The sequence below is a fragment of the Caulobacter sp. CCG-8 genome (assembly GCF_037402475.1).
In the GTDB taxonomy this organism is placed as follows: domain Bacteria; phylum Pseudomonadota; class Alphaproteobacteria; order Caulobacterales; family Caulobacteraceae; genus Caulobacter.
On record NZ_JBBEUD010000002.1, the window covers coordinates 76,548 to 96,371 of the forward strand.

Consider the following 19,824-nt stretch of genomic DNA (forward strand, 5'->3'; position numbering starts at 1 on the left):
CCATGGACGAGGCGACAAGGCCGCCTGAAGCGGCGCCCGAGCCCACGCCCGAGCCCGGCTGGCGGCGGACCCTGCGTCTGCTGACCGGTCCGGCCTGGGCGCTGGGCTTGCTGACCGTCGTCCTCTGGATCGTCTCCGGCGTCCAGTTCCTGGCCAAGACCCAGGGCTGGGAGGAGGCCATGTTCGCCCTCGGCTCGCTCTACCCGCCGTACTTCCGGCAGGGGTTCTGGTGGACGCCGCTGACGCACATCTTCCTGCACGGCGGGCTGCTGCACATCTTCATGAACACGACCGCCCTGGTCAGCCTGGGACCGGTCATCGCCGTGCGCCTGGGCAGCGACCTGAAGGGGGCCCTGCTGTTCTGGGCGTTCTTCCTGATCTGCGGCGTGGCGGGCGGTCTGCTGTTCCTGGGCCTGCACTGGAACGGCGAGATCTCGGCCGTCGGCGCGTCGGGCGCGATCTGCGGCCTGTGGGGCGCGGTGGCGCGGCTGACCGCGGACGGCGAGCTGGCTCCGGTCTTCTCCCGCCAGGTCGGCAAGCAGACCTGGTCGTTCGTCGTCATGAACCTGGTGCTGATCGCCATCGGCTTCGGCATCGGCAGGGCGTCGGGGCAGGGCGGTCTGATGATCGCCTGGGAATGCCACGTCGGCGGCTTCATCGCCGGCCTGTTCCTGGTCCAGGCCTTCCCGGTCCGGTACTGGTGGCTGCGTCAACCCGCCTGAGCCCGGCCGTTTGAAACGCCTCGCCGCGGCGCCCTGAAGTCGTCTATACCCTGGGCAAAACGAACAGAGGGCCGTCAGCGCCCCAGCCCGCAGGATACGAAGCCATGATCGGCAAGCTCAACCACGTCGGCGTCGCCACGCCCTCCATCGACGAGTCGGTGAAGATGTACCGCGACCTGCTGGGCGCGACCTCGCACACCGAGAAGTGGGCCATGCCCGAGCAGGGCGTGTGGGTCTGTTTCGTCAACCTGCCCAACAGCCAGATCGAGCTGATCGAGCCCTACGGCGAGGCGTCTCCGATCCACGGCTTCCTGGCCAAGAACCCCAAGGGCGGCCAGCACCACATCTGCTTCGAGGTCGAGAACATCTACGAGGCCCGCGACAGCCTCGTCGCTAAGGGCGCCACCGTGCTGGGCGAACCGCGCATCGGCGCCCACGGCACCCTGATCATCTTCGTTCACCCCAAGGACATGGGCGGCATGCTGGTCGAGCTCATGGAAACGCCGAAAGAGGCTCACTGATGGGTCCCGTCACCTGCATCGCCGTCTATCTGACCATCTGGTGGACCACGCTGTTCGCCGTGCTGCCGCTGGGCAACCGCACCTTCAAGGAGATGGGGATCGAGCCGCCGCCCGGCGCCGATCCGGGCGCGCCGGTCAATCCGAACCTGAAGCGCAAGTTCTTCACCACCACCTGGGTGTCGGCCCTGGTGATGGCCGGCCTGCTGCTGGTCATCCATTTCCACCTGATCGAGCTGCCGGCGCTGCCCGCTACCTATTGATCCTAGGAATGGCGCCCACGCCTTGGGCGGACGACGCTGAAATTGCCGACATTCGCCCAATCCGTGGGCGAACTTCGCCAACTGGTCAGGCCAGACGCAATCGGGCGCCCCGAACAATCGTTCGGGGCCTAATCTCAGATTCACGAGGCCGGGTTTTCCGACCTTGCTCTGTGGCGTCTTCCCCGACGATGACTTGCAAGGCCGCGCGAGGACCGCGCGGCCTTCTTTTCTTTGTCCACAGGATTGGCTCAGCCATCTTTTCGCCGCGCGCGTTGCCAAGCTGACGCCTGAGCGGCTATCTCAACGCCGTATTCAAGCATCGAGAGCGTGACGGTCGCCGAAACCGCCCACACTTTCGGCTGTCACGCTCTTACGTTCCCCGGAGACGACCCTTCCATGCGCCTGTCGCGCTATTTCCTGCCCGTCCTGAAAGAAGCTCCTTCCGACGCCCAGATCGTCTCGCACCAGCTGATGCTGCGCGCGGGCATGATCCGCCAGGAGGCGGCGGGCATCTACGCCTGGCTGCCGCTGGGCCTGAAGGTGCTCAACAAGGTCGAGCAGATCGTCCGCGAGGAAATGGACCGGGCCGGCGCCATCGAGCTCTTGATGCCGACCCTGCAGTTGGCTGACCTGTGGCGCGAGTCGGGCCGCTACGACGCCTACGGCCCCGAGATGCTGCGCATCGTCGACCGCCACGAGCGCGAGCTGCTGTACGGGCCCACCAACGAGGAGATGATCACCGAGATCTTCCGGGCCTATGTGAAGAGCTACAAGGACGTTCCGAAGAACCTGTACCATGTGCAGTGGAAGTTTCGGGACGAGCGCCGTCCGCGTTTCGGCGTGATGCGCGGCCGCGAGTTCCTGATGAAGGACGCCTATAGCTTCGACCTCGACGCCGAGGGCGCGCGCAAGGCCTACAACCGCATGTTCGTGGCCTATCTGAACCTGTTCTCGCGCATGGGCCTGAAGGCCGTGCCGATGCGCGCCGACACCGGCCCGATCGGCGGCGACCTCAGCCACGAGTTCATCGTCCTGGCCGACACCGGCGAAAGCGCCGTCTTCTGCCACAAGGACCTGGTCGAGATGGCCGCGCCCGGTCCGGACGTCGACTGGTACGGCGACCTGCAGCCGCTGGTGAACCAGCGCACGGCGCTCTACGCCGCGACGGAGGAAATGCACGACGAGGCCGCCTTCAACGCCATCCCCGAGGGCGACCGCCTGTCGGCGCGCGGCATCGAGGTGGGCCACATCTTCTCGTTCGGGACCAAGTATTCCGAGCCGATGAAGGCCCTGGTCACGGGTCCGGACGGCAAGGACGTGCCGGTGCAGATGGGCAGCTACGGCGTCGGCGTCTCGCGCCTGCTGGGCGCGATCATCGAGGCCAGCCACGACGAGGGCGGCATCATCTGGCCCGAGTCCGTCGCCCCGTTCGGCATCGCGATCATCAACATGCGCCAGGGCGACGCCGCCTGCGACGAGGCCTGCGAGACCGCCTACAAGGCGCTGAAGGCCGCCGGCCGCGACCCGCTGTACGACGACACCGACGCCCGCGGCGGCGCCAAGTTCGCCACCGCCGACCTGATCGGCGTGCCGTGGCAGCTGATCGTCGGCCCCAAGGGCATCGCCGAGGGCGTGGTCGAGATCAAGAACCGCAAGACCGGCGAGCGCCATTCGGCGCCGCTGGCGGACGTGCTGGCGCAACTGTCGGGCAAGGCCGCCTGATGGCCCTCGGCGCCGGTCCGTTCGGAACCTGGGAGCGCACCGTCGCCTGGCGGTACCTGCGCAACAAGCGCAAGAACGGCGGCGTGGCGCTGATCGCCATCATCTCGTTCGCGGCGGTGATGCTGGCGGTCTTCGCCCTGATCACCGTGATGAGCGTGATGAACGGCTTCCGCGCCGAGCTGCTGGGCCGGCTGCTGGGCTTCAACGGGCACGTCTACGCCCAGGGGCCGCTGCTGAACGGCCCCGACCGGGACGGCGTCATCACCCGCATCAAGGCCGTGCGCGGGGTCACCCAGGCCGCGCCGATGGTCGAGGCCCAGGCCATGGTCATCGGCCCCAGCCAGGTGTCCGGCGCCATCGTGCGCGGGGTCACCCCGGCCGACCTGCGCGGCATGAAGATGATCTCGTCGAACATCAAGCGCGGCTCGCTGGCCGGGTTCGGCGACGGCGAGTACGGCGGCGACATCGTGCTGATCGGCGACCGCATGGCCCGCAACCTCGGCCTGTCGGTCGGCGACGCCATCACCCTGATCTCGCCCTCGGGCCCGGCCACGGCGTTCGGCAGCTCGACGCGCGAGAAGGACTACACCGTCGGCGGCATCTTCAGCGTCGGCATGAGCCAGTTCGACGAGAGCTTCGTCTACATGGCGCTGCCCCAGGCCCAGCTGTTCTTCGGCCGCGACACCTCGATCGACTATGTCGAGATCAAGGTCGCCGACCCGGACAAGGCCAAGGAGATCAAGCCGATCATCGAGCAGGCCACCGGTCCGGGCGCCTTCGTCCAGGACTGGATGGACAAGAATTCCAGCTACTTCAACGCCCTGCAGGTCGAGCGCAAGGTGATGCGGCTGATCCTGTTCTTCATCGTGGCCATCGCCACCCTGAACATCATCTCGGCCCTGGTCATGCTGGTGAAGAACAAGGGCCGCGACATCGCCATCCTGCGGACCATGGGCGCCAGCCAGGCCTCGATCCTGCGGATCTTCATCATGGCCGGCGCCTCGATCGGCCTGTCGGGGACCCTGGCGGGCCTGCTGCTGGGCACGCTGTTCTGCGCCAACATCACCGCCATCCAGAACTTCGTGGAATGGGTGACAGGCACGGCGGTGTTCAGCGCCGACATCTATTTCCTGGCCCATATCCCGGCCAAGATCGACTGGGCCGAGGTGGCGAGCATCGTCGGCATCTCCACCGCCATGAGCATCCTGGCCACCCTGCCGCCCGCCATCCGCGCCTCGCGGCTCGATCCGGTCGAGGCCCTTCGCTATGAGTGATCCCACCCAGCCCGTGGCAAGCCCCGTCCTGGCCCTGCGCGGCGTCGAGCGCACCTATGTCACCGAGGCCGGCCCGCTGAACGTGCTGCGCGGCGTCGACCTGGACGTCTATCCGGGCGAGGTGGTCGGGCTGATCGGTCCGTCCGGTTCGGGCAAGTCGTCGCTGCTGCACGCCGCCGGGCTGCTGGAAAAGCCCAACGCCGGCATCATCGCCCTGGACGGCCGCGACTGCTCCAAGCTGTCCGAGCGCCAGCGCACCAAGGTGCGCCTGTCGACCGTGGGCTTCGTCTACCAGTTCCACCACCTGCTGCCCGAGTTCAGCGCGCTCGACAACGTGGCCATGCCCGCCATGATTGCCGGCAAAGGTCGGGCCGAGGCGCGCGCCGCGGCACAGGTGATGCTGGACCAGCTGGGCCTGGCCGGCCGCGTCGAGCACCAGCCGGGCCAGCTGTCCGGCGGCGAGCAGCAGCGCGTGGCCATCGCCCGCGCCCTGGCCAATCATCCGAAACTCCTGCTGGCCGACGAGCCGACCGGCAACCTCGACCCGGCCAATTCGTCGGCGGTGTTCCAGGCCCTGTACGAGCAGGCCCGGCAGCGCGGCGTGGCGGCCCTGATCGCCACCCACAACATGGAACTGGCGCGCTACATGGACCGGGTCTTCGCCTTGAAGGACGGGCACCTGGCGCCCCAGAGCTTTTAGCTAGAACAGGTACCGCAGCGCTGTCTGCACCACGGTCTGGGTCTGCCGGGGCGTCTCGCCCAGGCGGACCCGTTCGGGCCGGTCGCTGTCGATCCGCAGGCCCTCGAACACCAGATGGACGTCCGGCCGCACGTCCCAGCGATAGGCGACCAGCGCCGCCCAGCCGTGCTCGGCGTTGTCGTCGACCGCCTTGTTGGTGCGGTCGGTGGTCGAGAACTGGTCGAGGCGCCCGGTCAGCGAACCCGGACCCAGGTCCCGCGTCGCCGAGACATAGGCCGACTGGAAGCCGACGTCGGTCCACAGGCCCTTGGCGTTGGAATAGCCCATCAGGGTCTCGCCCTGCATCGCCTGGGCCCGGAGGTGGGTGGCCCCGTCCAGGTCCCAGCGGGCGCCCAGGTTGAAGAACCGGGTCTCCCAGGACCATTCGCGCTTGTCGACGCTGGTCCGGTCGCCGTCGTTGTCATAGGCGAACAGGTCCAGCATCAGGCTCGGGCTGGGCCGCCATTCGACGCGCCCGTAGACGCCCGCCCGGCCGTCCAGTTCGCGCACCGGGGTGGTGTAGGGCGCCTGGCGCTTGGCCATGAACGGGCTGAGCGGAGGCAGGGGGAAGTCGCCGGTGGCGCTGGACTTCAGGTCGTGCAGCGCCCAGCCGCGGAAGGTCAGCAGGGTGCCGGCGGTGTCGCCGTGGGTGAAGACGCCCACCGTCGCGGCCAGCTTCTGGCCGCCGATCGCGCCGCGCGCCGTGGCCTCGATCCCGACCACCTTGGTCTCCTCGGCCACCCAGCTGTTGATCGCCGACGGGGTGATGGTGTCGGGCACGGACCATTCCAGCCCGTCGTGCTCCAATGAGATCGGCGGGTACATCAGCCCGGCGCGGCCGCTGAAGCGGACGCCCCCGGCGATGTCGCCGCGATAGGTCAGATAGGCTTCGCCCGCGTCGACCACGCGATCCTGATGCTGCTGGCCCTGGGCGACGATCACCGCGCCCAGGTGCGAGGACAGGCGGGGATTCCACACGATCGAGGCCTCGCCCAGCTCGGGCCCGGCGCTGTCGCCGAACCGGCCCTTGCCCAGGCCGCCGTCGATCCAGGCCGTTTCGCCGCCGGCCGCGCCCAGGCGCAGGTCAATCAGGCCCGACACGGTCCCGCGCGAGAACAGGTCGGCCTCGGCGCGCGCGTCCGCGGCGGCCGAGAGGCCGATAGCCGCGCCCATGATCGCGACAAGTCTCCGCAACGTCGTCATCCCCCGATGCGGGAGCAGCCTAGAGCGATGCGTCCTGAAATTGCGTTAAACGCTCCGCGGTCAGAGCAGTGCGTCGCGCATCGCCGCATAGAAGCCGGCCTGGTCGATCTTCTTGATGATCCGCGCGTTCGGCGGCCGGCGCTTCAGCGCCGGATCGGCCAGTTCGATGTCGGGCAGGATGGCGTGCGAGACGCTCAGATAGCCGCGCGTCAGCTCGCCCATCGTCTCGACGTCGACGACCGCCATCTCCGACTCCAGGATCAGGCCCTCGTCCAGCGCCACGGCGCAGGTCAGGGCGTCGGGGTGCAGGCTGCCGTCCAACCCTTGCGTTTCCTGCGCGAAAGCCAGGGAGGTGCGGTTGACCTTGGTGAAGAACGCCGCGCGCGGGGTGCCCAGGGCCTCCAGCGCCGCCAATTGATCCAGGCTCAGCAGGCCGTCGCGCAGGGTTTCGGTCCAGGTGACGATGCTGGTCGGGAAGCCGGCGTTGATCACCATCTTGGCGGCCTCGGGATCGACGTAGAGATTGTACTCGGCCGCCGGGGTGACGTTGCCGACGCCGTTGTCGGTGCCGCCCATGATCCACAGGTGCTTGACGGCCTGGGCGATGCGCGGCTCGCGCAGATAGGCCAGGGCGATGTTGGTCAGGGCCGCCTGGGCGATCAGGGTGATCTCGCCGGGCGCCGCCATGACCCGCCGGACGATCTCGTCGGCGGCGTGGCCGGGGGAGGGGCGCTGGACGGCCCGGGGCAGGTCACTGTCGCTCATGCCGTCGGCCCCGAACACATAGGCCGCGTCCAGGGGCGCGCGGGTGAACGGCCGCTGTGCGCCCAGATAGACCGGGACCTCGCCGCCGCGCCCGCAGGCTTCCAGGGTGGCCAGGGCGTTCTCGGCGTGCTGCTCGAAGCCGACATTGCCGTGGGCGATGGTGATCGCGTCGACGCTCACGCCCGGGCGGCGCAGGGCCAGCATCAGGGAGAAGGCGTCGTCGCCGGCGGTGTCGGTGTCGATGATCAGGCGCATGGCCGCGATCTGCGCCGATCCGCGCGGCAAATCCACCGGAAATGCGGGGTGCGGCCCGTCGGCGCCGGCTCCGCGACAAAAAAGCTCGCAATCGAACAAGGGTCTCTTGCGCATGAGAACAAAGGTGGAATATAGAACAAACAAGCAACGACCGCAGAGGTGTCCCCATGGTCCGTATCGCGCGTGAGTCTTTGGCCCTTGTATCTGTCGCCAGCTTCGTCTGGATGATGTGCCAGGTCGCCCAGTTGGTGGCCTGAGTCGTGGAACCATGAGGTGCGGTGATGTCGGACAGTGAAGGTCAGGGTTTCGTCCACCTTCGCGTGCGTTCGGCCTATTCGCTGCTGGAAGGGGCCATCAAGGCCGACAAGATCCCGGGCATGGCCGCCAAGGAGGGCATGCCCGCCGCGGGGCTGACCGACCGGGCCAACCTGTTCGGGGCCTTGGAATTCTCCGTCTACTGCAAGGACTACGGCGTCCAGCCGATCATCGGCTGCGCCCTGCCGGTCTCGGGCGTCGGGGCCGGTCCCACCGAGCGCTGGGCCCGCGTGCCCACGATCACCCTGCTGGTCCAGAACGAGCAGGGCTATCTGAACCTCTCCGAGCTCTCGTCCCTGGCCTATATGGAAAGCGCCGAGCTGCCCGAGGCGCAGGTGCCGTGGAAGAAAGTCCTCGAGCTGAACGAGGGGCTGATCCTGCTCTCGGGCGGGTCCGACGGCCCGGTCGACGCCCTGTTCGCCGCCGGCAAGACCGCCGAGGGCGAGGCGGCCCTGGCCGAGATGCAGCGGGTGTTCGGCGACCGCTTTTATGTCGAGCTCCAGCGCCACGGCCTGCCGCGCCAGGCCGCCGCCGAGCCGGGCCTGGTCCACTGGGCCTACGAGAATGACGCGCCGCTGGTGGCCACCAACGACGCCTATTTCGCCAAGCCCGAGACCTACGAGGCCCACGACGCCCTGCTGTGCATCTCCGACGGCGCCTTCGTCGGCCAGGACGAGCGTCGGCGGGTCACGCCCGAGCACTGGTTCAAGCCCGCGGCCGACATGCGCAAGCTGTTCGCAGACCTGCCGGAAGCCTGCGACAACACCCTCGACATCGCCCGCCGCTGCGCCTTCATGGTGCACAAGCGCGACCCGATCCTGCCCAGCTTCCCCACCGGCGACGGCCGCAGCGAGCCCGAGGAACTGACCCACCAGGCCAAGGAAGGCCTGCGCAAGCGTCTGGCGGCGCTGCCGGAACTGGCCGCGCCGGAACAGGAATACTGGGACAGGCTGGATTTCGAGCTGGGCATCATCATCAAGATGGGCTTCCCCGGCTACTTCCTGATCGTGTCCGACTTCATCAAGTGGGGTAAGGAGCACGACATCCCGGTGGGGCCGGGACGGGGTTCGGGCGCCGGGTCGCTGGTGGCCTGGGTGCTGACCATCACCGACCTGGACCCGCTGCGCTTCGGCCTGCTGTTCGAGCGCTTCCTCAATCCTGAGCGGGTCTCGATGCCCGACTTCGACGTCGACTTCTGCCAGGAGCGACGCGAAGAGGTGATCTCCTACGTGCAGGAGAAGTACGGCCGCGACCGCGTGGCCCAGATCATCACCTTCGGCAGCTTGCAGGCCCGCGCCGTGCTGCGCGACGTCGGGCGGGTGATGCAGCTGCCGTTGGGCCTGGTGGACCGTCTCTGCAAGATGGTGCCCAACAACCCGGCCGCGCCGGTCACCCTGGCCCAGGCCATCGACATCGAGCCGCGCCTGAAGCAGGCCCGCGACGAGGACGCCAACGTCAAGGCCTGCCTGGACGTGGCCCTGCAGCTGGAAGGCCTGTTCCGCAACGCCTCGACCCACGCCGCCGGCGTGGTGATCGGCGACCGGCCCCTGACCCAGTTGACCCCGCTCTACCAGGACCCGCGCTCGGACCTGCCGGCCACCCAGTTCAACATGAAGTGGGTCGAGAGCGCCGGCCTGGTGAAGTTCGACTTCCTGGGCCTGAAGACCCTGACCGTGCTGGACCGCGCGGTGAAGCACCTGCGCAAGCGCGGCGAGATCGTCGACCTGGGCCAGCTGCCGTTCGACGACGCCAAGACCTACGAACTCCTCGCCTCGGGCCAGACGGTCGGCGTATTCCAGCTGGAAAGCCAGGGCATGCGCGACACCCTGCGCAAGATGCGCTGCGGCTCGATCGAGGAGATCACCGCGCTGATCTCGCTGTACCGCCCGGGTCCGATGGACAACATCGACACCTTCGTGGACTGCAAGTTCGGCCGCAAACCCGTCGACAACCTGCACCCCTCGCTGGAGAAGGTGCTCAAGGAGACCTACGGCGTCATCGTCTACCAGGAACAGGTGATGCAGATCGCCCAGATCCTGGCGGGCTACAGCCTGGGCGAAGCCGACCTTCTGCGCCGGGCCATGGGCAAGAAGAAGAAGGAGGAGATGGATCTCCAGAAGATCCGTTTCGTCGCCGGGGCCAAGGAGAAGGGCGTCCCGGAGGAGCAGTCGGGCTCGATCTTCGAATTGGTGGCCAAGTTCGCCGGCTACGGCTTCAACAAGTCGCACGCCGCCGCCTACGCCCTGATCTCGTATCAAACGGCCTGGCTGAAGGCCAATACGCCGGTCGAGTTCCTGGCCGCCTCGATGAGCCTCGACCTGTCGAACACCGACAAGCTGGCGGTCTTCCACCAGGACGCCCGGCGGTTCGATATCACCGTGCGTCCGCCCAACGTCAATCGCTCGGGCGCCGACTTCGAGGTCGAGAACGGCGAGGTGCTCTACGCCCTGGGCGCGGTGCGCAACGTCGGCCTGGAGGCCATGAAGCACCTGGTCGCTATTCGCGAGGAGGGCGGGCCGTTCCGCGACATCTTCGACTTCGTCGAGCGGGTCGATCCCAAGCTGGTCAACAAGCGGGCGATCGAGAACCTGGCGCGGGCCGGGGCCTTCGACTGCTTCGACAAGAACCGCGCCCAGATCTTCGCCTCGGCCGACGTGCTGATCGCCCACGGCCAGAGCATCGCGGCCGACCGGGCCGGCGGGCAGGGCGCGCTGTTCGGCGGCGGCACGGGCCGCCCGCGCCTGAAGAAGACCGAGCCCTGGACCCAGGTCGACCTGCTGGACGAGGAACTGGCCGCCGTCGGCTTCTACCTGACCGGCCACCCGCTGGACGACATGGTGGGCGTCCTGCGCCGCCGCCGCACCCACATGCTGACCGAGGTGATCCCGCGCGCCGAGGCCGGCATGGAGGCCTTCCGCATGTGCGGCGTGGTCCGCCGCCGCCAGGAGCGCGCCTCGCAGAGCGGCGACCGGTTCGCCTTCGTCTCGCTGTCCGACCCCAGCGGCGAATACGAGGTGCTGTTCCCGCCGGAGTCCCTGCGCAAGTGCCGCGAGGTGCTGGAGCCGGGCAAGGCGGTGTCGATCAAGGTCCGGGCCAAGGCCCGCGACGGCGAGGTGCGATTCTTCGGCGACGACGCCGAGCCGATCGAGAAGGCCATCGAGAACATGGTGGCCGGCCTGCGCCTGCACCTGTCGCCGACCGCCACCGAGATCGAGGCGCTGAAGAAGCGCCTGGAGCCGGCCCTGTCGCAACGCGGCGGCGAGGTCAGCGTGGTCGCCGCCCTGGGCGGCGGTCGCGAGATCGAGATGAAACTGCCCGGCCGCTACACCCTGGACGCGGCCCTGCGCGGCGCCCTGAAGACGGCGCCCGGCGTGGCGCTGCTGGAGGATGTCTAGGGGACCGGTTCCCAGCGCGGGCGCGGCGGCCTTCCAGGCGGCGCCGGGATGGTCCTGCGGGCAGGGGGCGCATCGCGCCTCCGGTCCGACAGGCCCTGCGACTTGGCCCGGGCTATCGGGCGAGTTCTTGGGAGGTCGCGGCTAGGCCGCTTTCCCCTTGGCCCGCCCCCTGGCCCGCAGCGTCAGGCAGTAGCCGAGCGTCACCGCGATGCCCGTGAGGACCGCTGCGGTTCCGCCCCAGACCGCCGTCGGGATCGGGGCGAACGCCCACAGGCCGGCATAGATCAGCCCGCTGACCACCAGGGACCAGGCCGCGACCCGTCGGGCCTTGCGGGCCTGGGCGCTGGGGACGAAGGTCTTGGGCATGCGGTTGCCGTACCAGGCGATCATGAGCCCGTTGGCGCCGACCACCCGGGTGACCATCTCGCCGTCGATATAGCCCAGCTTGCGCGACAGGGTCGCGACCAGCGCCAGGACGAGGAGGGCGCCGCCCCAGGCGAGGCTCCCGACCAGTTCCTTCTTCGTCTCGGTCATCGCGCGATCTCCTTCTCGAGCTTCGGCTCCGGCGCGTCCGCGTCCAGGCCGAACGATTGGACGAAGCCCAGCAGCGCTTCTTCGAGCACCGAGAGCTTCAGGTGATAGAGGACGGACTTGCCGGCCTTCTCGGCGTGCACCAGGTCGGCCTCCTTCAGCACCGCGAAGTGCGCCGACATCGTCGGCTTGGAGACGTCGAACTGGTCGGCGAGCTCGCCGGCGCTCATCGGCCCCTTGCGCAGCAGGTGCAACACCCGTCGCCGGGTCGGATCGGAAAGGGCTCTGAAGACGTGGCTCATGATGAGACAATTAGCTAAACGTCAAAATGAGTCAAGGCGGATCGCATCGGGCGCGCGCACGGCGTCGTGATGCGAAGGTTGGAGCGGCGCCGCGATGTCGGGATCGCCGCCCGCCGAACGTCTTCAAGGCGCCGAGAGGGCGCGAACGAAAGGGAGAAGAGACCATGGCCAGACACGAAGGCGGCTGTCAGTGCGGGCGGGTGCGTTATGCGGTGGACGTCGAGTTGGACGGCCTGATCACCTGCAACTGCTCGCGCTGCGCCAAGCTGGGCTCGGTGCTGGCCTTCGCGCCCGCGGCGGCTTTCGAGCTGAAGCAGGGCGACGACGCCCTGACCGAGTACCGCTTCAACACCCACAAGATCTCGCACCTGTTCTGCGAGACCTGCGGCATCCAGTCGTTCGGGCGCGGCGTCGCGCCGGACGGGTCCGAGATCGCGGCGATCAACGTCCGCTGCCTGGACGACGTCGACGTCTTCGCCCTGAAGCCGCATCCGTTCGACGGCAAGTCGATGTAGCGGCCTACCAGGCCTCGGCGCGGCAGTTGGGCAGGCGGGCGCGGCTGAGGCGGCGATGGGCGGCCTTGCCGCAGCCGACGATCATCGGCGCGTCGGCCCCGCGCAGCAGCGGCAGGTCGTCCAGGCTGTCGGTATAGGCGTAGGCCCAGCGCTTGCCGTGGCCGGCTTCCGCCAGGGCCTGGCACTTGCGCTGGTTGCGGCAGTGGACGTCGGCCACCCAGCCGCCGGCCCGATGCTTCAGCGAGGTGCCCAGCACCACGATGGGCCGGTCCAGCGGGTCGATCAGGGCCTGGGCCAGCACGGTGGGGGCGGCGGTGACCACCACCACCTCGTCGCCGTGGGCCAGGTGCTCGTCCAGGGTCGCCATCCCCGGTCCGCGCCAGCGCAGCGGCAGGGCCTTGTCCCGGAAGCGGTCGGCGAAGTCGGCGCAGGAGTCCCGCAGCTCGCGCTCGTTGAGGCCCGCCGTGGCGATCCACAGCAGGATCGATGCGCCGGCCCGGCGCGTGCGCGGCGCGACGACCATCGGGATGGCGACCGGCGCGACCAGCAGGGTGGCGAGCAGACGGGGAACGGAGCGGCGAACCCGGCCCCACAGCCACAACGCCGTGGAATCGCCGTCCAACAAGGTGCCGTCGAGATCGAAGACCGCGAGCATGGCCTTCTCCTAGCGTCCGAACCTGTCAGCCGTGTGTCACGCCTGTGGGCGGGATGTGGCGGCCTGTGGATAAAACGCGGCGGAGGCGGGTTTCGCTGCGGGCGAGGGGAGGGCGCTCGGTGGTGTGAAATCGCCTCCGAAAGCGGCCGGCGAGGGCAGGATTCCACGGCGTTCAGCGTCTTGGGGGCTTGCTTTCTGGTCCGTTCACGCCTATTTGCGCGGCCATTCCACACGTGGACGTGCGGCGACGCCGGGGAGACATCCCGTCGTTACCGTTCCGGTCCCGGTCCGAATCGTTCGGAGCGGGGGTGTCCACGGAGGTTCAACCGGAAGAAGGAGACCTATCATGGCGCTTCCCGAATTCTCCATGCGTCAGCTCTTGGAAGCTGGCGCCCACTTCGGCCACCAGACGCACCGCTGGAACCCGAAGATGGACCGCTACATCTTTGGTTCGCGTTCGAACATCCACATCATCGACCTGTCGCAGTCGATCCCGCTCCTGCACCAGGCCCTGGTGAAGGTGCGCGAGGTCGCCGCCGCCGGCGGTCGCGTGCTGTTCGTCGGCACCAAGCGCCAGGCCAGCGACCCGGTCGCCACGGCCGCCAAGCGCTGCGCCCAGTACTACGTCAACCACCGCTGGCTCGGCGGCACCCTGACCAACTGGCGCACCGTCTCGGGCTCGATCTCGCGTCTGCGCGAGCTGGAAGGCGTCCTGGCCGGCGAAGGCCAAGGCCGTTCCAAGAAGGAACTGCTGCAGCTGACCCGCGAGCGCGACAAGCTGGAACTGTCGCTGGGCGGCATCAAGGACATGGGCGGCATCCCCGACATCATGTTCGTGATCGACACCAACAAGGAAGCGATCGCGATCCTGGAAGCCCGCAAGCTGAACATCCCGGTCGTCGCCATCCTCGACACCAACTGCGATCCGGACGGCATCACCTATCCGATCCCTGGTAACGACGACGCCGCCCGCGCCCTGCAGCTGTACTGCGACCTGGTCGCCGACGCCGTCCTGGACGGCCTGGCCGCCGGCCAAGCCGCCTCGGGCGTCGACCTGGGCGCTTCGGTGGCCCCGGTCGAGCCGACCCTGGCTCGCGAGCTGACCCCGGAGCCGGTGGCTGAAGCCGCCGCCGCCCCGGAAGCCGCTCAAGAAGCGACCGCCGAGGCGATCGAAGCCGTCGCCGAAGAGCCGGCCGCGAGCTGATTTTCCGACCACCGCGCCGGGACTTCGGTTTCGGCGCGGTCGTTGTGACCCTGTCATGCGACCGAGCTATCAAGCTCGGTCGCTAAACGTTTGAATCTGGAGGATTTCATGGCTGAGATCACGGCAGCGCTGGTGAAAGAACTGCGCGAAAAGTCCGGCGTCGGCATGATGGACTGCAAGAAGGCCCTGCAAGAAAACGGCGGCGACATCGACGCCTCCATCGACTGGCTGCGCGCCAAGGGCCTGTCCAAGGCCGCCAAGAAGGCCGACCGCGTCGCGGCCGAAGGCCTGGTCGGCATCGCCGTCCGCAACGACGGCGCCGGCATGACCGCCGCCGCGGTGGAAGTGAACGCCGAAACCGACTTCCTGGGCCGTAACGACCTGTTCCAGAACGCCGTCCGCAAGATCGCGGCCGTCGGCCTGGACAACGACGGCGTGGACGCCATCAACGCGGCCAAGACCGCCGACGGCGACGTCGTGTCGGAAGTGCTGACCAACCTGATCGCCACCATCGGCGAGAACATGGTCCTGCGCCGTTCGGCCAAGTTCGCCGTCTCGCAAGGCGCGGTGTCGTCGTACATCCACAACGCGACCGCTCCGGACCTGGGCCGCATCGGCGTGCTCGTGGCCATCGAAGGCGCCGGCGACCAGGCCAAGATCCTGGAGCTGGGCCGCAAGATCGCCATGCACGTGGCCGCGACCGCCCCGCTGTCGCTGTCGCCGGACGACCTGGACCAGGCCGCCATCGACAAAGAGCGCCAGATCTTCACCGAACAGGCGCTGGAGTCGGGCAAGCCCGCCGCCGTCGTCGAGAAGATGGTCGAAGGCCGCATCCGCAAGTTCCTGGAAGAAGTCGTGCTGCTGAAGCAGGCCTTCGTCATGAACCCGGACCAGACCGTCGAGCAGCTGGTCGCCGAGACCGGCAAGGAACTGGGCTCGCCGCTCACCGTGAAGGGCTTCGTTCGTCTGGCCCTGGGTGAAGGCGTGGAGAAGGCTCCGGAAGGCGATTTCGCCGCCGAAGTCGCCGCCATGGCCGGCCAAGCCTAAGTCTCTTCCGCCGCCTTCCGGGGCGGCGGACAGGACCGCCTATGAAAAGGCGCGGCGCGCATAGAGCGCGCGCCGCGCCTTTTTTGCGCCCGGGTCGTGCTTCTGCACGCGATCTGGCCGGTATCAGCCCGGAAAACCGATCCCACTTTTCCGGAACGCGCACTATGTTGCGTCCCGACGACTCAGGAAGAGCCTCCGCATGTCCGAACCTCAGCACAGACCCTATCGCCGCGTGCTTCTGAAGGTTTCGGGCGAGGTGCTGATGGGCGACACGCCCTACGGCATCGACACCAAGACCGTCGAATCGGTGGCCGAGGACATCCGCGAGATCGTCCAGTCCGGCGTCGAGCTGTGCCTGGTCATCGGCGGCGGCAACATCTTCCGCGGCATGGCCGGCGCGGCCAAGGGCATGGAACGCTCCAGCGCCGACTACATGGGCATGCTGGCCACCGTGATGAACGCCCTGGCCATGCAGGACGCCCTGGAGCGCATCGGCGTCTCCACCCGCGTGCAGTCGGCCATCCCGATGGCCACGGTCTGCGAGCCCTACATCCGCCGCCGGGCCCAGCGTCACCTGGAAAAGGGCCGGGTGGTGATCTTCGCCGCCGGCACCGGCAACCCGTTCTTCACCACCGACACCGCCGCGGCCCTGCGCGCCGCCGAGATGCAGTGCGACGCCCTGTTCAAAGGCACCAGCGTCGACGGCATCTACAGCGCCGACCCCAAGAAGGACCCGGCCGCCAAGCGCTACGACACGCTCAGCTACATGGACGTCCTGGCCAAGGACCTGCGGGTCATGGACGCCTCGGCCGTGGCCCTGATGCGCGACAACGACATCCCCATCGTGGTCTTCTCCATCAAGGGACGCGGCAACCTGCTGAACGTCCTGAAGGGGCAGGGAACGCACACCGTCGTTTCCGGCGACCGCGCCGCTTAATTTCCCAGCGAAGAGAGCCCAAGCCATGGCCACCGCCGAAAAACCCGTCCTGTCCCGCTACAAGGACCGCATGGACAAGTCCGTCGCCGCGCTGAAGGAAGAGTTCGGCTCCCTGCGCACCGGCCGCGCCTCCGCCAGCCTGCTGGACCAGGTGATGGTCGACGCTTACGGCTCGACGACCCCGCTGAACGCGGTGGCCTCGATCAGCGTGCCCGAGCCGCGCCAGATCAATGTCAACGTCTGGGACCGCGGCGTCGTCGTCTCGGTCGAGAAGGCGATCCGCAACGCCGGCCTGGGTCTGAACCCGGTCGTCGAGGGCCAGAACCTGCGTATCCCGATCCCGCCGCTGACCGAGGAGCGCCGCAAGGAGCTGGTCAAGGTGGCCGGCAAGTACGCCGAGCAGCAGAAGGTGGCCGTCCGCAACATCCGTCGCGACGCCAACGACGACCTCAAGAAGGCTGAAAAGGCTTCCGTCATCAGCGAAGACGAGCTGAAGAAGATGGAGACCGAGGTCCAGAAGCTGACCGATGCGGCGATCAAGCAGGTCGACGAGGCCTTGAAAACCAAAGAACAAGAGATCATGCAGGTTTAGCATCGACCTGCGTTGTGGGGGGCGATGAGGGAAGGCTGAAGCGCATGGCGCCGACGACCGGCCTGCAGAATGTCTCGACGCGCGCCGGGGGCGCCAAGTCGGGCCAGTCTCTGCATGTGGCCATCATCATGGACGGCAACGGCCGTTGGGCGAAGCGGCGCAACCTGCCGCGCGTCCTGGGCCATCGCGCCGGCGTCAACGCGCTGAAGCGGACCGTCGAAGGCGCCGCGGCCCTGGGCGTGGGCGTGATGACGGTGTTCGGCTTCTCCACCGAGAACTGGAGCCGCCCGCCGCAGGAGGTGTCGGAGCTGATGGGCCTGCTCAAGGCCTATCTGGAGTCCGACATCGACCGCCTGGCGCGCGAAGGCGTTAAGGTGCGGATCATCGGTCGCCGCACCGGCCTGGCGACCGACGTCCTGGCCGTGATCGACCGGGCCGAGAGCCGCACCGCCCACAACAGCGACTTCCTGCTGCAGGTGGCCTTCAACTACGGCGGTCGCGCCGACATCGCCGACGCCGCGCGGGCCTTCGCCCTGGCCGTGGAGCGCGGCGAGGCCCGGGCCGAGGACCTGGACGAGGCCCTTTTCGAGCGGCATCTGTCCACCGCCGGCGCCCCGGCGCCGGATCTCATCGTGCGCACCAGCGGCGAGCAGCGGATCTCGAATTTCCTGCTTTGGGAGTGCGCCTACGCCGAACTCGTGTATCAGGACGTTCTTTGGCCGGACTATGGGCCCGAACACCTGGCCGCCGCGTTGACGGAATATCGCAGCCGCGACCGTCGCTATGGAGGTATCGCCGTCGATGACGTCGCCGTCGCCGGCTAAACGTTTCAACTGGAGCAACCTGCGGATCCGTGTCGCCTCGGCCACGGTGCTGGTGCCCACGGTCGTGGCCGCCGTGTGGTTCGGGAACGTCTGGTTCCTGGCCCTGATCCTGGTCGGCGTGGCGCTGCTCGCCCGCGAGTGGGCCGAGATGAGCGCCCGGCGCTCGGCGCTGGGCGTGGCGGTGGCCATCGGCGCGGCCGTGACGATCTCGGTGATCGTCGCCTATCTGGGCCACTACTACATCACCTGGCCCGTGGTGATCATCGGGGCCCTGGCCGCGGCCCTGATGGCGCGCGGGGCCCTGGAGCGCCGGGCCGATGCGGCCTATGGCGTGATCTACATCGCCCCGGCGGTCATCGCGATGATCTGGCTGCGCCGCATGGACGCCGGCCTCAGCTGGACCCTGCTGCTGTTCACGGTCACCTGGTTCGCCGACATCTTCGCCTACGTCACCGGCAGCCTCCTGAAGGGCCCCAAGCTGTGGCCGCGCTATTCGCCCAACAAGACCTGGTCGGGCTTCTTCGGCGGGCTGGTCGCCGCCTCGCTGGGCGCGGTCGGGATCGTGGCCCTGTCCCGGGTCCTGCCGGCCTTGCAGGACCTGCACCTGGCCTGGCCCGTGGCCGCCCTGATCGGCCTGCTGGGCGGCCTGGCCACCATGACCGGCGACCTCTGGGAATCGATGCTCAAGCGCCGGTTCGGCGTGAAGGACTCCGGCGACCTGATCCCCGGCCACGGCGGCATGCTGGACCGCGTCGACGGCCTGATGTTCGCGGCGATCGTGGTCGCCGCGGCCCGGCTGCTGGACCAGTGGGGATGGCTGCCTTGACCGCCCATCGCGAGGCCGCGACCCGCAAGGTCGTGGTGCTGGGCTCGACAGGCTCGATCGGCGTGTCGACCCTGGACCTGTTCGAGCAGGCCGGCGTCGCCGTCGAGATCCTGGCCCTGACGGCCGGCCGCAATGTCGGCAAGCTGGCCGAGCAGGCCCTGCGCTGGAAGCCCCAGGTGGCGGTAATCGACGACGAGACCTGCCTGCCGGAGCTGCGCGAGCGTCTGGCCGGTTCGGGCGTGCGGGCCGCGGCCGGCCCGGCCGCCGTCTCCGAGGCCGCCGCCATGGGCGCGGACTGGGTGATGTCGGCCATCGTCGGCGCGGCCGGCCTGGCGCCCACCCTGGCGGCCGCCCGCACCGGCGCGGTCATCGCCCTGGCCAACAAGGAGAGCCTGGTCTGCGCCGGTCCGGCCCTGCTGGCCATCGCCCGGGCGGCCGGCGGTTCGGTGATTCCCGTCGATTCCGAGCACTCGGCGATCTTCCAGGTGCTGCAGCGCGATTGTATCGACCAGGTATCGCGCCTGATCCTGACGGCCTCCGGCGGACCCTTCCGGACCTGGGACAAGGCCGCCATGGCCAAGGCCACGCCGGAGCAGGCGGTGGCCCATCCCAACTGGTCGATGGGCGCCAAGATTTCGGTCGATTCCGCGACGATGATGAACAAGGGCCTCGAGATGATCGAGGCGTCGTACCTGTTCGAGACCCCGCAAGAGCGCATCGACGTCGTGATCCATCCGCAGTCCGTGATCCACAGCCTGGTTGAATACGCCGACGGCTCGACCCTGGCCCAGCTGGGCCCGCCGGACATGCGCAGCCCGATCTCCTGCGCCTTCTCCTGGCCCCAGCGCCTGTCCTGGCCCGCAAAGCCCCTGGACCTGGCCGCCTACGCCCAGCTGACCTTCGAGGCGCCGGACCTGGACCGCTTCCCGTCGATCGCCATCGCCCGCGAGGCCTTGCGCCTGGGCGGCGGCGCGCCCGCCGCGATGAACGCCGCCAACGAGGTGGCCGTCGCGGCCTTCCTTGACCGCCGGATAGGCTTTCTGGATATTGCCGGCGCGGTGGCGGGGACACTTGAGCGCATGAACGGCCTAGGCGAGCTTGCCGACAGCACAGGCGACGCCCTCGACAGCGCGATGATGACCGACGCTTCGGCCCGCCGCATTGCGGCCGAGGTTGTCGGCCAGAAGCGTATCTAGAGACGGATCGGGGAGTTAGGCGCC

At 68.5% G+C, this 19,824-nt stretch carries 21 protein-coding genes; 16 read left to right on the forward strand and 5 right to left on the reverse strand.

Annotated features, from left to right (window positions below; translation table 11 throughout):
* The first annotated feature begins 2 nt into the window (after positions 1-2).
* From WAE60_RS01890 to WAE60_RS01915, 6 genes are all read left to right on the forward strand, one after another.
* Positions 3-722: a rhomboid family intramembrane serine protease gene (locus tag WAE60_RS01890; protein WP_337684647.1), complete on the forward strand. Its 720-nt coding sequence runs from the start codon at positions 3-5 to the stop codon at positions 720-722.
* Positions 723-826: 104 nt separating this feature from the next.
* Entirely contained in the window at positions 827-1,243 is a 417-nt protein-coding gene (mce, locus tag WAE60_RS01895) for a methylmalonyl-CoA epimerase (protein WP_029913333.1), read from the forward strand.
* A complete protein-coding gene (locus tag WAE60_RS01900) occupies positions 1,243-1,503 on the forward strand; it encodes a DUF1467 family protein (protein ID WP_029913335.1) in 261 nt (86 codons plus the stop codon). The genes mce and WAE60_RS01900 overlap by 1 nt, the downstream gene beginning before the upstream one ends.
* A gap of 396 nt (positions 1,504-1,899) precedes the next feature.
* Positions 1,900-3,225, forward strand: coding sequence for a proline--tRNA ligase (proS, locus tag WAE60_RS01905; RefSeq protein ID WP_337684650.1), 1,326 nt, complete (start codon positions 1,900-1,902; stop codon positions 3,223-3,225).
* A complete protein-coding gene (locus WAE60_RS01910; protein ID WP_337684652.1) occupies positions 3,225-4,499 on the forward strand; it encodes a lipoprotein-releasing ABC transporter permease subunit in 1,275 nt (424 codons plus the stop codon). Before proS ends, WAE60_RS01910 begins: the two co-directional genes overlap by 1 nt.
* Positions 4,500-4,512: 13 nt before the next feature.
* On the forward strand, positions 4,513-5,199 hold the full coding sequence (locus WAE60_RS01915; protein ID WP_035018518.1) for an ABC transporter ATP-binding protein: 687 nt from the start codon (positions 4,513-4,515) through the stop codon (positions 5,197-5,199).
* Here WAE60_RS01915 and WAE60_RS01920 read toward each other — a convergent pair whose 3' ends face one another.
* Together WAE60_RS01920 and WAE60_RS01925 are read right to left on the reverse strand one after the other, a co-directional pair.
* Positions 5,200-6,411: a hypothetical protein gene (locus tag WAE60_RS01920; protein ID WP_337684654.1), complete on the reverse strand. Its 1,212-nt coding sequence runs from the start codon at positions 6,409-6,411 to the stop codon at positions 5,200-5,202.
* 90 nt (positions 6,412-6,501) lie between these two features.
* Entirely contained in the window at positions 6,502-7,461 is a 960-nt protein-coding gene (locus tag WAE60_RS01925) for a nucleoside hydrolase (RefSeq protein ID WP_337684655.1), read from the reverse strand.
* Positions 7,462-7,628: 167 nt separating this feature from the next.
* Between WAE60_RS01925 and sidA the strand changes: the two genes are divergently transcribed.
* Together sidA and dnaE are read left to right on the forward strand one after the other, a co-directional pair.
* The gene (gene sidA, locus WAE60_RS01930) at positions 7,629-7,718 is read left to right on the forward strand and encodes a cell division inhibitor SidA (protein ID WP_035018457.1); all 90 of its coding nucleotides are present in this window, start codon (positions 7,629-7,631) and stop codon (positions 7,716-7,718) included.
* A 24-nt stretch (positions 7,719-7,742) separates the two neighbouring features.
* Positions 7,743-11,171 carry a DNA polymerase III subunit alpha gene (gene dnaE, locus WAE60_RS01935; protein ID WP_029913346.1) on the forward strand — a complete coding sequence of 1,143 codons (3,429 nt, stop codon included), beginning with the start codon at positions 7,743-7,745 and terminating at the stop codon, positions 11,169-11,171.
* A 141-nt stretch (positions 11,172-11,312) separates the two neighbouring features.
* Here the strand turns inward: dnaE and WAE60_RS01940 are convergent, their stop codons facing one another.
* Both WAE60_RS01940 and WAE60_RS01945 read right to left on the reverse strand, forming a co-directional pair.
* Entirely contained in the window at positions 11,313-11,705 is a 393-nt protein-coding gene (locus WAE60_RS01940; protein ID WP_337684657.1) for an ammonium transporter, read from the reverse strand.
* Positions 11,702-12,004, reverse strand: coding sequence for an autorepressor SdpR family transcription factor (locus WAE60_RS01945; RefSeq protein ID WP_029913350.1), 303 nt, complete (start codon positions 12,002-12,004; stop codon positions 11,702-11,704). Before WAE60_RS01945 ends, WAE60_RS01940 begins: the two co-directional genes overlap by 4 nt.
* Before the next feature lie 164 nt (positions 12,005-12,168).
* On the opposite strand from WAE60_RS01945, the gene WAE60_RS01950 reads away from it, so the two are divergent.
* Positions 12,169-12,519, forward strand: coding sequence for a GFA family protein (locus tag WAE60_RS01950; RefSeq protein ID WP_029913352.1), 351 nt, complete (start codon positions 12,169-12,171; stop codon positions 12,517-12,519).
* 4 nt (positions 12,520-12,523) lie between these two features.
* On the opposite strand, the gene WAE60_RS01955 is transcribed toward WAE60_RS01950, so the two are convergent.
* On the reverse strand, positions 12,524-13,174 hold the full coding sequence (locus WAE60_RS01955; RefSeq protein WP_337684660.1) for a haloacid dehalogenase-like hydrolase: 651 nt from the start codon (positions 13,172-13,174) through the stop codon (positions 12,524-12,526).
* A 346-nt stretch (positions 13,175-13,520) separates the two neighbouring features.
* Here WAE60_RS01955 and rpsB point away from each other — a divergent pair, with 346 nt between their 5' ends.
* From rpsB to WAE60_RS01990, 7 genes are all read left to right on the forward strand, one after another.
* The gene (rpsB, locus tag WAE60_RS01960) at positions 13,521-14,378 is read left to right on the forward strand and encodes a 30S ribosomal protein S2 (protein ID WP_029913355.1); all 858 of its coding nucleotides are present in this window, start codon (positions 13,521-13,523) and stop codon (positions 14,376-14,378) included.
* A 108-nt stretch (positions 14,379-14,486) separates the two neighbouring features.
* Positions 14,487-15,425 (forward strand): translation elongation factor Ts, encoded by a 939-nt coding sequence (gene tsf / locus WAE60_RS01965; protein ID WP_337684662.1) that lies wholly within the window; start codon positions 14,487-14,489, stop codon positions 15,423-15,425.
* A gap of 199 nt (positions 15,426-15,624) precedes the next feature.
* Positions 15,625-16,362: a UMP kinase gene (gene pyrH / locus WAE60_RS01970; protein ID WP_029913360.1), complete on the forward strand. Its 738-nt coding sequence runs from the start codon at positions 15,625-15,627 to the stop codon at positions 16,360-16,362.
* A gap of 25 nt (positions 16,363-16,387) precedes the next feature.
* The gene (gene frr, locus WAE60_RS01975) at positions 16,388-16,954 is read left to right on the forward strand and encodes a ribosome recycling factor (RefSeq protein ID WP_029913362.1); all 567 of its coding nucleotides are present in this window, start codon (positions 16,388-16,390) and stop codon (positions 16,952-16,954) included.
* A 44-nt stretch (positions 16,955-16,998) separates the two neighbouring features.
* On the forward strand, positions 16,999-17,778 hold the full coding sequence (uppS, locus tag WAE60_RS01980) for a polyprenyl diphosphate synthase (protein ID WP_029913364.1): 780 nt from the start codon (positions 16,999-17,001) through the stop codon (positions 17,776-17,778).
* On the forward strand, positions 17,756-18,604 hold the full coding sequence (locus tag WAE60_RS01985) for a phosphatidate cytidylyltransferase (protein ID WP_029913365.1): 849 nt from the start codon (positions 17,756-17,758) through the stop codon (positions 18,602-18,604). The genes uppS and WAE60_RS01985 overlap by 23 nt, the downstream gene beginning before the upstream one ends.
* Entirely contained in the window at positions 18,592-19,800 is a 1,209-nt protein-coding gene (locus WAE60_RS01990; RefSeq protein ID WP_337684663.1) for a 1-deoxy-D-xylulose-5-phosphate reductoisomerase, read from the forward strand. The genes WAE60_RS01985 and WAE60_RS01990 overlap by 13 nt, the downstream gene beginning before the upstream one ends.
* Positions 19,801-19,824: the final 24 nt, after the last annotated feature.